This window comes from Cupriavidus sp. HPC(L) (genome assembly GCF_000307735.3).
Classification (GTDB): Bacteria; Pseudomonadota; Gammaproteobacteria; order Burkholderiales; family Burkholderiaceae; genus Cupriavidus.
In genome coordinates this window covers 1-12,425 of record NZ_AMPR02000040.1, presented here as the reverse complement: position 1 = coordinate 12,425, position 12,425 = coordinate 1, and the positions used below count along the sequence as shown (strand labels likewise).

11 protein-coding genes are annotated in these 12,425 nt (G+C 67.1%); 2 read left to right on the top strand and 9 right to left on the bottom strand.

The features are described from left to right. Positions 1 to 78: 78 nt before the first annotated feature. From B551_RS03935 to B551_RS03925, 3 genes are all read right to left on the bottom strand, one after another. Positions 79 to 222, bottom strand: a complete 144-nt coding sequence (locus tag B551_RS03935; protein WP_006579379.1) for an entericidin A/B family lipoprotein — start codon at positions 220 to 222, stop codon at positions 79 to 81. A gap of 134 nt (positions 223 to 356) precedes the next feature. After that, complete coding sequence (locus B551_RS03930) at positions 357 to 764, bottom strand: response regulator (RefSeq protein ID WP_023263511.1); 408 nt, start codon at positions 762 to 764, stop codon at positions 357 to 359. Between the two features lie 96 nt (positions 765 to 860). Then, complete coding sequence (locus B551_RS03925; protein WP_006579377.1) at positions 861 to 1,493, bottom strand: response regulator transcription factor; 633 nt, start codon at positions 1,491 to 1,493, stop codon at positions 861 to 863. A 364-nt stretch (positions 1,494 to 1,857) separates the two neighbouring features. On the opposite strand from B551_RS03925, the gene B551_RS25080 reads away from it, so the two are divergent. Beyond that, positions 1,858 to 4,686 (top strand): pentapeptide repeat-containing protein, encoded by a 2,829-nt coding sequence (locus B551_RS25080; protein ID WP_055274518.1) that lies wholly within the window; start codon positions 1,858 to 1,860, stop codon positions 4,684 to 4,686. Between the two features lie 114 nt (positions 4,687 to 4,800). On the opposite strand, the gene B551_RS25465 is transcribed toward B551_RS25080, so the two are convergent. From B551_RS25465 to B551_RS03905, 3 genes are all read right to left on the bottom strand, one after another. Further along, positions 4,801 to 5,304, bottom strand: a complete 504-nt coding sequence (locus tag B551_RS25465) for a hypothetical protein (RefSeq protein ID WP_023263509.1) — start codon at positions 5,302 to 5,304, stop codon at positions 4,801 to 4,803. 251 nt (positions 5,305 to 5,555) lie between these two features. Further along, positions 5,556 to 8,303, bottom strand: a complete 2,748-nt coding sequence (gene metH / locus B551_RS03910) for a methionine synthase (RefSeq protein ID WP_006579044.1) — start codon at positions 8,301 to 8,303, stop codon at positions 5,556 to 5,558. A gap of 100 nt (positions 8,304 to 8,403) precedes the next feature. Continuing rightward, on the bottom strand, positions 8,404 to 9,498 hold the full coding sequence (locus B551_RS03905) for a homocysteine S-methyltransferase family protein (RefSeq protein ID WP_023263508.1): 1,095 nt from the start codon (positions 9,496 to 9,498) through the stop codon (positions 8,404 to 8,406). Between the two features lie 167 nt (positions 9,499 to 9,665). Between B551_RS03905 and B551_RS03900 the strand changes: the two genes are divergently transcribed. Beyond that, the gene (locus B551_RS03900; protein WP_006579975.1) at positions 9,666 to 10,058 is read left to right on the top strand and encodes a rhodanese-like domain-containing protein; all 393 of its coding nucleotides are present in this window, start codon (positions 9,666 to 9,668) and stop codon (positions 10,056 to 10,058) included. Between the two features lie 103 nt (positions 10,059 to 10,161). Here B551_RS03900 and B551_RS03895 read toward each other — a convergent pair whose 3' ends face one another. From B551_RS03895 to B551_RS03885, 3 genes are all read right to left on the bottom strand, one after another. Next, positions 10,162 to 10,419 (bottom strand): DUF3567 domain-containing protein, encoded by a 258-nt coding sequence (locus B551_RS03895; RefSeq protein ID WP_006579976.1) that lies wholly within the window; start codon positions 10,417 to 10,419, stop codon positions 10,162 to 10,164. Between the two features lie 300 nt (positions 10,420 to 10,719). Beyond that, positions 10,720 to 11,526: a 3-oxoadipate enol-lactonase gene (gene pcaD, locus B551_RS03890; RefSeq protein ID WP_006579977.1), complete on the bottom strand. Its 807-nt coding sequence runs from the start codon at positions 11,524 to 11,526 to the stop codon at positions 10,720 to 10,722. A gap of 238 nt (positions 11,527 to 11,764) precedes the next feature. Next, a partial coding sequence (locus tag B551_RS03885) for a DUF3108 domain-containing protein (protein WP_023263507.1) occupies positions 11,765 to 12,425 on the bottom strand: 661 nt, incomplete at its 5' end.

Here is a 12,425-nt window from a genome sequence, read left to right as displayed (position 1 = left end):
GGAGCGCCGCAGCACGGCCACGGCGCATAAAAAAAGGAGCCTGGAAAGGCTCCTTTTCGATGGCTGCGCCGGGACGCATTACATCTTGCGTTTGGTTTCCTCCGCCGAGCCCTGCATCTTCTCGCCGCCCCTTTCGATGTCCTTGCCGGCACCGGCGATGGTGTTGCAACCCGTAATCAGCGTGACACCGGCAAGTGCGAACAGCGCGATCAGCTTTTTCATGACGATCTCCTTTGCTTGGCGAGGGGTGCGGCGCGTTGCCGCGACGGAAAAAAATTTGCTGCTCAAGGATCGGTCGATGGAGCTCAGCACGAGTCGTCGTCGCCGGCCGCCAGCCTCAAGCCATTCGGCCGAACTCAGGACGGTGCCTGCGCGTATTCCTCGATCACGCGGAATACCTGTTCGAGCTCGAGCGACTTGTCGAAAAAATAGTCGGCCCCCGCTTCGGCGCACTGACGCCGGTAGGTAGGCACCTGCGCATGATTGGTGTAGACGATCCGGATGCCCGGCGCCTGCGCCTTCTGGATCGCCCGCAGCACGTTGATACCGTTGCCCTGTCGCAATTGCAGGTCGACGATGACGACCTCATACCTGCCGCTTTCGAACAGGCGGATGGCAGTGCTTTCGGTATCCGCCCAATCGACGGTCTCGACGAAGGAGAATGCGTTCAAGTACTCCAGCAACATGCTCCGCAGGACCGCCGAGTCCTCGATCAGTAAGACCCGCAGCGTACGGTAGGGAGTTGCCGCGGCTTGATCCAACATGGTTCGATGGTAGCAATGGGGCCAGGGGCCAGGTATCCGGGTCCGTCCTACAGCACCGCCGCCGGCCCCTGTGTTGCGGGACGAACGGCTTGCCGTCTATTCGACCAGGCCGTTCTTGATCGCGTAATAGGTCAGATCGGCATTGGTCTTCATGCCCATCTTTTCCAGGATGCGCGAGCGGTAGGTGCTGACCGTCTTGACGCTGAGGAACAGCTCGTCGGCGATCACCGAAACGGACTGGCCGCGCGAGAGCTTGCAGAAGATCTGGAATTCCCGTTTCGACAGGGTCTGGTGCAGCGGCTGGTCGGTCGGCTTCTCCAGCCCGCCGATCAGCAGTTCGGCCACGGTCGGGCTGACATAGCGCCGGCCCTGCGCGACGGTACGGATCGCCTTGACCAGATCGTCGGGCGCGCTTTCCTTGGTCAGATAGCCGGACGCGCCGGCGCGGATCAGATTGATCGCGTACTGGTCCTCGGGATAGGTCGACAGGATCAGCACCGGCAGGTCCGGATGCCGCTGGCGGATCAGCTTGAGCACGTCGATGCCGTTGCGGTCGGGCATCGAGATGTCGAGCACCACCACGTCGAACTCGGTTTCGCGCAGCCGCGCCATCACTTCGTCGCCGCTGGCCGCCTCGCCTTCGACGCGAATATCCGGTTCGTCGGAAATGAACTGGCGCAGACCGGCACGGACGATCTGGTGATCGTCGGCGATCAGGACGCGAATCATGAAGTTTCCCCCCTGCGATGGTATTGCCCGGACGCCGGGGCCAGGCTGTGTTTGGCCTGTTGCATTGTAGTCATTACAAAGCACCGGGAATGTCGGTGTCAGGCTGACAATGTGGCGTGCCAATGGCGCCCGGCACGACGGCGTTTCTTTCCAAACGACATATCGCGGCGGGCGGCATGACTGGCCCGGCATTTCTCGCGGAACAGAGTCAGCAGGTGTTCAAACCGGGGATTTTTTTGATATCGGTGCCGCGTTTTCCGATGGCAATCTCGCAGCCTCCCGGGGAGCGCGCTCCAATCCCTGCTCCCGCCATCCCTCCCCGGCAATCCCACTCCTTTACCACATGCCCGCCCAGACCACTTCCATGGCAGTGCCCGCCCACCCGCCGGCACCTGCCGCGCCTTCGCCCCGCCTCGCGCCCACCGCCGCGACCCTGCGCTGCAAGAGTGTGCGCGACGTCAGCCATCTCGATGCGACGACGATGAGCGCGCTGCGCCTCGGTGGAAACCTGATGATAGGCAAGCAGGCCTTCAGCGTCCGACTGGACAACGCAGCGGACAAGCCGCGCTACGTCGTGCAGGCGCTGGCGCGATCGGGGAGCGGCGAGCGCGCCATGACCCCGGCAGCGGCAGCGAGCCGGCAGGCCCAGGCCGCCATGCTGGCGACGCGGCTGGCCAATCGCCACGCGCAACTGGCGGACCGCGTGCACCGCTTCACCAGCGATCGCCATCTGGTCGAACTGTGCCGCGCCTTCGCCATCAGCCGCGATCTGAACGTGCTGCCGTTCAAGGAGTTCCTGGCGAAATGCAAGGACGGGGCGAAGCTGCGCTATCACGGCCAGGACTACTACGTGCACGTGGAGCCCGGCAAACGGGGCATGGCCGACGCCACCGCAAGCCTGGTGCCGATCGGGCAGCCGACGACGCCGCTGGCGCGGCTGCTGCAGGCGCTGCGCAACCTGTTTCGCAATTCGTCGTCGCCGCCGCCGGTTCGAACGATCGAACAGCTGCTGACGCGCGCGTTGCGCACCTGCCATGCGGGCGACGGCGCATCGGCCGACTCGCCGTCTCCGGCCGCCGGCCGTGCGCGGGTCGAGGCCGCGCTGCGGGCGACCGAAGTCGCCAGGCGTGTCGCGCCTAGCACGGTCCCCGATCTGCGAGGCGCAAAACTGGCCCGCGCCGACCTGACGAAACTGGATCTGAGCGGCGCGATCCTGGCTGACGCCGACCTGGAGGGCGCGCTGCTAGGCGGTGCCACGCTCGCGTCCGCCGACCTGTCCGGCGCCAATCTGGCGAACGCCGATCTGGAGGATGCGCGCATGGCCCGCGCCAACCTGCGCCACGCCAATCTGGCGAAGGCACGCCTGTCCAGGGCCGCGCTGCCCGGGGCGGACCTGTCGCAGGCGAACATGACCGAAGCCAGTCTGATCGGCACGACGCTGCGCGAGGCACGGCTCGAACACGCCAATCTGTCGAGGGCTATCGTGTCGTTCGCGCTTTTTGCGGGGGCGCAGATGGATGGCGCGGCGCTGACGGCCTGCTACGGCACCACGCCGATTTTCGTCCGTGCCAAGGTGACCAACGCGGAGTTCGGCTACGCCTGTCTGCCGGATGCGCGCTTCGACAATGTCGACCTCGCGGGCACGACCTTTCACCACGCCACCCTGCACAATGCGCACTTCAATGAAGCCGGTCTTGGCGGCGCCGACTTCGGCGGGGCCGCCGTCGAGGGGGCACGATTCAGTCGCGTCGACGTCGGCGATGGCAAGTGTCTGCTGACACTGTCGCTGCAGGCGAGCAGCGACTTTTCCATTCGGATCCGCGACGTCGACGAAGCGTTGGCGCAATTGACAACAGGCGCGCCGTTGCGGGATCTGCCGCCGTCTCCGCGCGCCCGGCGCACGATCTCGGAGTATCTGTTCCAGCTCGCCTGCGGCTGCCGGGACGACGTGCGGCGTTGCGCCGCGTTGCGCAACTGGCTGCTGGAGCATCCGCAGTACGAAGCCGAGGCGGCGCGGCAGGTCCTGCGGCGCCTCTATTGGGAAGCCGAACGATCGGCCGACTCCCGCCCGCTGGCGTGGCCGGAAACGGCCCCATTGCTGCCGGGATTGATGCACGACGCCATCGGCTCGCTGGGCGAGGGCAACCGGGCTGCCTGGGCGCGCAAGCACGCGGGGCTGGTGATGCAGCTCGTCTTTCTCGCCGCGCGGCCCGATGCGCCGGCATCGGTAGCGCAACGAAAGACCGCGCTGATGGACGCGTACCGCGCGACATTGCCGCCCGCCCTCGCCGATACGGTGGCCCGGCTCGAGAAAGACGAGGGCGAAACGTTCTTCCCGATCGTCGGCGATGCAGGCCAATATGCGCTGCTGGTGGCGCCGGAATACTATGGTTGCCTGATTCGCGGCGAGTCGCTCGAGCAGAGTGGCGTGTCGTCAAGTCAGGGGGCGCTGCCCCCGACCTGGCAATCGATGCTCCGGCTGACCGCGGTTGCCGAGCCAGGGAATACCGGCGCGCAACGCTATGACGTTGGCGGCATTGCGGACATCGGGAAGGATCTGGCCGCCTGCCCATTGCTGCACAACGCCTACGCCGGAGCTAATCGGTCGCACCAATGGCATGACGGGCTTCTTGCCGTCCTGCCATTTGGCAGTGAATACCTGACCGATTTCCGGTCGGCAATCGCGGACAACCATGCCGTCCGACGGCTTGTCCATCATGAACACCAGCAGGCGCTGGCGTATCGTTCCAACGAGGTGCTGATCGGCGAGGGAAAGGATGTCCAACCCACCCCCGCCCATCTGGAGGCGCTGCTCGACACCATGCCGTCCCATCGCGAGGACCCGGCATGCCAATCGCATTTCCTGTGGTGTGTTGCCGCCGTGCTGGCCCGGCTGTCTTCCGACGCATTCCTGGGCACCAGCAATGATGGCCCGTTTGCGCTGAGGCGCTATGCGGCGGCGTTGGGCAATGCGGCCATCCGCATCGACGCGTCCATGGCCTCCGTGCGCCGCAACTACATCGAGCGGCTGCTTTCGGACAGATGTACCGACGAGCTGTCCACGCACATGCTGCTCGACTTGTCCTTGAAACAGACCGACAACACGCGCGAAATGGAGGTCTTCGATACCGTGTGGCCATCGAAGTGGCGCCCTCATCTGCGCAACGTGTTGGCACGCGCAAGGCAACAATAAAAAAGGGGCGGAGATCCTCGATCCTCCGCCCCCCGGCAGCGCGGCGATTCGACGCCGCGCTGGCCCGCTTGCTCGCGGGCGATCCCTCTACTGAATCTACTGGATCCAGCGAACTTACTGAACCTTGGCCGACGCGCCCGCGCCGACCGTGGCCGAGGTGCCGCCAGTCGCGCCACCGACCAGGCCGCCCACCTTGCCGGCGGTGCCGCTGACCGTATCGCCAACGGCGCCGACCGTCTTGTCGGCGGTGCCTTCCACCGCGCCGACCGTGTCCTTGGCCTTGCTCTTGGTCTTGCCGTGCGCGTCGTGGGCCTTCGACTTGGCCTTGCTGCCGGCGGTGGCCGCACGGTCCTTGGCGCTCTTGCGGGTGTCGTCGATTTCGCCGGCCTTGTCGTTCAGGCCTGCCTTGACGCCGGTATCCATGTTCGCGCGGCTTCCTGCGACTTCAGCGCCCGCGTTCACGCCGGCGTTGGCGCCGGCCGACGGAGCCGTCGCCGTCGGCGCGGTCAGCGAGCCGGCGGCGCCGCCGGTCGCACCGGCTTGCGTACCTTGCGCCATGGCCAGCGACGAGGCGGCGGCGATCGACAGGGCGGACAGCGAGATCAGCAGTTTCTTCATGGAGTACTCCTTTCGAATGACTGTGCGGCGAGGCTTTCGCCGCGGGTTGTCGCCTGGAGAGCGAGACCTCAGTCTAGGGAGCACCCCACCGCGATGCTGTGAGGAGATGTAATGCGCTGTAAGGAGTCGTGAGCAGGCACACCGGCCGCGGCAGCGCTCGCGATGGCGGCTTTCGCCAGTCCCGTCAACGACTTGCGGCGTGGCGCCGCGCGCCGACGGCGCCTGCCGTGGCCGCGCGGCTTCGCACACCGTTACAGGTTCGGCGCGAGCGCGCGCTCGAGCGCGGTCCGGTCTTCGTGCCGGCGCGCCACCATGTCTTCCAGCTGGTCCTGCCCGATCTTGCCGACCGAGAAGTAGGTCGCTTCGGGATGTGCCAGATAGAAGCCGCTGACCGAGGCCGCCGGCGTCATCGCCAGCGCGTCGGTCAAGCCCATGCCGATCTCGCCGGCATCGAGGACCTGGAACATCGGGCCTTTGACCGTGTGCTCCGGGCAGGCGGGATAACCGGGCGCGGGCCGGATGCCGCGATAGGCTTCCGCGATCAGCTGTTCGTTGTCGAGCGATTCATCGGCGGCGTAGCCCCACAGGTCGCGGCGAACGCGCGCGTGCAGGCATTCGGCGAAGGCCTCGGCGAGACGATCGGCGAGCGCCTTCAGCATGATCGCGCTGTAGTCGTCATGGTCGGCCTCGAACTGGGCTTCCTTCTTGTCGACGCCGATGCCGGCGGTCACCGCGAACAGACCGACATAGTCGGCGATGCCGCTGTCCTTCGGCGCGACGAAGTCGGCCAGGCACCGGTTCGGCCGGCGCACGCCGTCGACCACCGGCCGCTCGCTCTGCTGGCGCAGGTTGTGCCAGGTCAGCGCGACCTGGCTGCGGCTCTCGTCGGTGTAGATCTCGATGTCGTCGTCGTTGACGGTATTGGCCGGCAGCAGCGCGATCACGCCGTTGGCGGTCAGCCAGCGGCCCTGGATCAGCCGCGCCAGCATCGCCTTGCCGTCGGAGAACACCCGGCGCGCCGATTCGCCGACGATCTCGTCGTTCAGGATCGCCGGGAATTTGCCGGCCAGGTCCCAGGTCTGGAAGAACGGGGCCCAGTCGATGTAATTGGCCAGCTCCGCCAGGTCGTAGTTGCGGAACACGCGGCGGCCGATGAATTTCGGTTTCGGCGGCACGTAGCCGCTCCAGTCGACCGGCGTCTTGTTCTTGCGCGCCTCGGCCAGCGTCACCATCGGCACGGCCTTCTTGTTCGCGTGCTGCGTGCGGATGCGCTCGTAGTCGGCGCGCAGCTCGTCCAGATAGCGCGTCGCGCCCTCGTCGGACAACAGGCTCGAGGCCACGCTGACCGAGCGCGAGGCATCGGGCACGTAGACCACCGGCCCTTCGTAGTTCGGCGCGATCTTGACCGCGGTGTGCACGCGCGAGGTGGTCGCGCCGCCGATCAGCAGCGGAATCTTCTTGACGCGGAAATAGTCGTCGCGCTGCATCTCGGAGGCGACGTAGGCCATTTCCTCGAGCGACGGCGTGATCAGGCCGGACAGGCCGATGATGTCGGCGCCCTCGACCTTGGCCTTGGCCAGGATCTCGTTGCACGGGACCATCACGCCCATGTTGACGACCTCGAAGTTGTTGCACTGGAGCACCACCGACACGATGTTCTTGCCGATGTCGTGCACGTCGCCCTTGACCGTGGCGATCACGATCTTGCCGCGCGCGCGCACGTCGCCGCCGGCCTCGGCCAGCAGGCGCTTCTCCTCTTCGATGAAGGGCAGCAGATGCGCCACCGCCTGCTTCATCACGCGCGCGCTCTTGACCACCTGCGGCAGGAACATCTTGCCGGCGCCGAACAGGTCGCCGACGATGTTCATGCCGTCCATCAGCGGGCCCTCGATCACCTCGATCGGGCGGCCGCCGCGCGCGGCGATCTGCTGGCGCGCCTCCTCGGTGTCCTCGACGATGAAGGTGGTGATGCCGTGCACCAGCGCATGCGCGAGGCGGTCGGCCACCGGCACCGGCTTCTCCAGCGTGCCGCGCCATTCGAGGTTCTCCTCGCGCTTCGCGCCGCCGCCCTTGTAGCGGTCCGCGATCTCGAGCAGGCGGTCGGTCGCGTCGGCACGGCGGTTCAGCACCACGTCCTCGACGCGCTCGCGCAGCTCGGCGTCGAGCTGGTCGTAGACGCCGAGCTGGCCGGCGTTGACGATGCCCATGTCCATGCCGGCCGCGATCGCGTGATAGAGGAACACCGTGTGGATCGCCTCGCGCACGACGTCGTTGCCGCGGAACGAGAACGAGACGTTCGACACGCCGCCGCTGACCTTGGCGTACGGCAGGTTCTGCTTGATCCAGCGGGTCGCCTCGATGAAGTCGACCGCGTAGTTGTTGTGTTCCTCGATGCCGGTCGCGACCGCGAAGATGTTCGGGTCGAAGATGATGTCCTCGGGCGGGAAGCCGACCTCATTGACCAGGATGTCGTAGCTGCGCTTGCAGATCTCGGTCTTGCGCGCGAACGTATCGGCCTGGCCCTGCTCGTCGAAGGCCATCACCACGGTGGCCGCGCCGTAGCGGCGGATCAGCGTGGCGTGGTGACGGAATTGCTCCTCGCCTTCCTTCAGCGAGATCGAGTTGACCACGGCCTTGCCCTGCACGCATTGCAGGCCGGCCTCGATCACCTCCCACTTGGACGAATCGATCATGATCGGCACGCGCGCGATATCGGGCTCGGACGCGATCAGATTCAGGAAGCGCACCATCGCGGCCCTGGAGTCCAGCATCGCCTCGTCCATGTTGACGTCGATGATCTGCGCACCGTTCTCGACCTGCTGGCGCGCGACCGCCAGCGCCTCGTCGAACTGGCCGTTCAGGATCATCCGGGCGAAGGCCTTGGAGCCGGTGACGTTGGTGCGTTCCCCGACGTTGACGAACAGGCTGCCCTCGCCAAGCGTGAACGGCTCCAGGCCGGACAGGCGCATCGGACGAGCGGGACGGGTATCGGTAGACATGGCGGACTCAGGTTCGGGATCGGATGCGCGGCGCGCCGGCAATGGTTGCGTTCGGCGGCGCGCCGGTAAGGCGTGGGCGGCGGGACGACCGGGATGCCGGTCAGGCCGCGGCCGCTTCGTCGCGGTACTGGCCGGGCCAGGCGCGCGGCTTGCGGTTGGCGACGCGCTGCGCGATCGCGGCGATATGCTCGGGCGTGGTGCCGCAGCAGCCGCCGACCAGGTTGACGAGCCCCGAGGCGGCAAACTCGTCGACCAGCGACGAGGTGACGTCCGGCGTCTCGTCGAAGCCGGTATCGCTCATCGGGTTCGGCAGCCCCGCGTTCGGGTAGCACGAGATCGCGGTATCGCACAGCTTGGCCAGCTCGGCGATGTACGGCCGCATCAGCGTCGCGCCCAGCGCGCAGTTCAGGCCGAACGTGATCGGGCGCGCGTGGCGCAGGCTGTTCCAGAAGGCCTCGACGGTCTGGCCCGACAGGATGCGGCCCGAGGCGTCGGTGACGGTGCCCGAAATCATCACCGGCAGCCGTTCGCCGGTGTCCTCGAACAGCTGGTCGATCGCGAACAGCGCGGCCTTCGCGTTCAGCGTGTCGAAGATGGTCTCGACCAGGAACACGTCGGCGCCGCCTTCGAGCAAACCCTTGCCCTGCTCGTAGTACGAATCGCGCAGCTCCTCGAAGCTGACGTTGCGCGCGCCCGGGTCGTTGACGTCCGGCGAGATGCTGGCGGTCTTCGGCGTCGGGCCGAAGGCGCCGGCGACGAAGCGCGGCTTGTCGGGCGTACTGTAGCGATCGCAGGCCTCGCGCGCGAGCCGGGCCGCGGCCACGTTCATCTCGTAGGCCAGGTCCGCCATCTTGTAGTCCTCCTGCGCGACGCGCGTCGCGCCGAAGGTATTGGTCTCGATGATGTCGGCGCCGGCGGCCAGGTACTGCTCGTGGATTTCGCGGATCACCGCCGGGCGGGTCAGCAGCAGCAGCTCGTTGTTGCCCTTGACGTCGACCGGATGCGCGGCGAAACGCTCGCCGCGGTATTCGGCCTCGCCGAGCTTGTAGCGCTGGATCATGGTGCCCATCGCGCCGTCCAGGATCAGGATGCGCTCGCGCAGCAGCCGCGGCAGTTGCGCGGCGCGGGTGTACGGCCGCGCCGGGGGACCGGCCTGCGGGCCTGCCTGCGAGCCCGATGCATTGGCGGATGCCATGCCGGACGATTCAATGGTTGCAGCGCTCATGGCTTCACTGGCCTCGGTGATGCTGGAAAAGTGGTCGATTTTATCAGTTACGGCACCTTGCCGGCCCTTGCCGGGCTTCCTTGCCCGCGCCTACACTCGGGCAGATCGACCCACCGACCGACACCGCCGGACACCACATGCAACACCTTGCCCCGCAAGAGGCCCAGGCCCTGCTGGCCGAACACCCCGACGCCCTGTTCATCGACTGCCGCAGCGAGATGGAATACCTGTTCGTCGGCCATCCGACCGGCGCCTTGAACGTGCCGTGGAACGACGGTCCGGACTGGGAGGTCAATCCGCACTTCGTGCAGGCGGTCAAGAAGCTGGCCGGACAGGCGTCGGCGCGGCCGGTGCTGCTGATCTGCCGCAGCGGCAACCGCTCGACGGCCGCGGCGCAGGCGCTCGAAGGCGCCGGCTTCACCACCGTCTATAACGTGCTGCACGGCTTCGAGGGCGATCTGGACGCGCAGCGGCACCGCAATACGGTCAACGGCTGGCGCTTCGAAGGGCTGCCGTGGGAGCAGTACTGAGGGACCGGCCGGGCGGGGCGGCGGCGTGCTTACCCCCACCGCATGCGCGTCCCCAATAAAAACCCGCGCCGTGGCGCGGGTTTTTTGCAGCAGCGGTGCGTCGTCAGTGCATCGCCAGCGAGTGCGTCATTACCGTATCGAACTTGCCAAGAAATTCGTCGACCTCTTCCACGGACGGTTCGCTCTCGATCAGACGTTGCACATCGGCGCGGAAATGCTCGGCCAACTGGCCGCCAAGGAAGATCTCGCGCTTCATGTTCTTGTCGACGATCTCGTAACCGCCGGAGGCAAGGGGGGCATGCTCGACGTCGGCACCAAACTCCACGATGCAGTAGTTGTCGCTGTTATAGATCATTTGCATGGCGCACCTCCGGGCTATGGGACGGGCGGAAGGTTTGTTGATTCTTGCGGCAGCCGGTGGGAGCGCCGGCTTCCTTCCGCGATTTCACCTCCAAGCTGAGGGCATGAAGACGCTTTTCAAGCGCATGCCTCGCTGGGCGCTGGCGTGGTGCCCGTTGCCGTTGCGCCCGCTCATCAGGTTGGAGCCGTCCCCGAGGCGGCAAGTTCGTTTCCTCTGCCGAAAAGAGGGTTTGTCCTACGAAGCGTGTACTCGACGCCTACGAAGGCCGCCGGAACGACCGCTCGACAGGTCCGGCGACGCTCACGGCGTGTCGCACTGTGCCCCGCATGCCGCCTTGCACAGAAAAGCGTCGAGAACGGCATGAAACCGCTCCGCTTGCTCGATCGGCGACAAATGGGCGGCGTCCGGCAACACCTCGAACTGGGCGGCCGGGATGCCATTGGCAAGGGCCCTGGAGTCGGCCACGGGACAGCCCTGGTCCTTGTCGCCGACCACCACCAGCGTCGGGCAATGGATGCGGGCGAGCGCATCGGCCTGGTCGAAGCCAAGAATCGCCAGGCAGGCGCCGACATAGCCGCGGACCGGCGTGGCGAGCACCATCTGCCGGATCCGCTCGACCTGGTGCGGGTGGGCGGCCCGGTACGGGGCGGTCAGCCAGCGTTGGAGCGTCGCATCGAGCACTCCGGCCATCCCGTGTGCCTCCACATGGCCGATGCGCTCGTGCCACATCGGATGGGCCTGGCGCGGGGTGCGACAGACCGTGTCCACCAGCGTCAGCGAGTGCAGCCGCTCCGGATAGCGGACGGCCAGCGTCTGGCCGATCATGCCGCCCAGCGAAATGCCGACGAAATGCGCCTGCGGCACGTCCAGTCCGTCCATCAGCGCGGCCACGTCGTCGGCCATGCGCAGCATCGAATAGGGCCCGACCGGCGCGTCGCTGCGGCCGTGGCCGCGCAGGTCGTAGCGCAACACCCGATAGCGCGGTGCCAGATGGGCCGCGGTGGCATCCCACAGCGTGTGATCGCAGGCCAGGCCGTGGCACAGCACGACCCACGGGCCTTCGGTGCCGTCGATGCGGGCGTGCAGCGTCACGTCGCCGGCGATCACGCGATGGGTTTCGGAGGCCGGCGGGTGGGCGGCGGAGCTGGAGCCTGCGCTTGATTCCCGGCTTGAGCCCGGGCTTGATCCCGGGCTTGATCCCGGGCTTGATCCCGCAGCCGTGGCAGACGTGGCGGTGGGCGGCAAGGTGTCGGTCATCGGTGTCCTCCTGTCGGGGTGGGTCGGCGGCGACGCATCGCGCGGGAGCGTCGCGGCAGGCACGCCGGTCGGCTCCGATCCTTCCAGACTAGGGCTCGGCGCCGCGCAGTACCAGATCGATCTGCGTGCCGTCGGGCTCCGTCTGCCGCAGTTTGACCGGCATCCAGCCGACCGATTCCGCCAGCCAGACCTCGACGCGGCGGCGGTCGTCCGCGCGCCGCGGCAGGCGGATGAAGTGCTTGGCGCGCACAAACCCCGCGCCGGTCTCGATGTCCTCCTCGCCGACATACTGGACCCGCATCGGCTCGACATCGCTGGTGTCGGCGACCTGGAAAGTCTCGGTGACACCCGGCGCGGCATAGCGCTGCGGATTGCCGCGCACCAGGCCGACCAGTTGCAGGAACACGCTGAAGCGGTCCTGCGCGCCGTCGGGCAGCGGCGCCTGGCCGCCGCGCGACTCGAACACGATCGCGTTGGCGGCGCGGTCGAAGCGCGTCACCTGGCTGCGTTTGCGGCGCTCCTCGACGTAGCGCTCGGGCGCCAGCCCTTGCTCGCCCAGCGCGCCGGTGCTGTGGAAAGCGAAGCGGAACCACAGCATGCGGGTTTCGACCGACAGCTGGTAGCGCCCACCGCCGTGCTGCCAGCGGATGGTGCCGTCGGGGTTCTCGACGCCGTTGACGAAGCTGGCGTAGCGCAGCGTCGCCGACGGAGGCGCGGCGTAGCGCAGCGCATCGGCCGGGGCCGGCGCC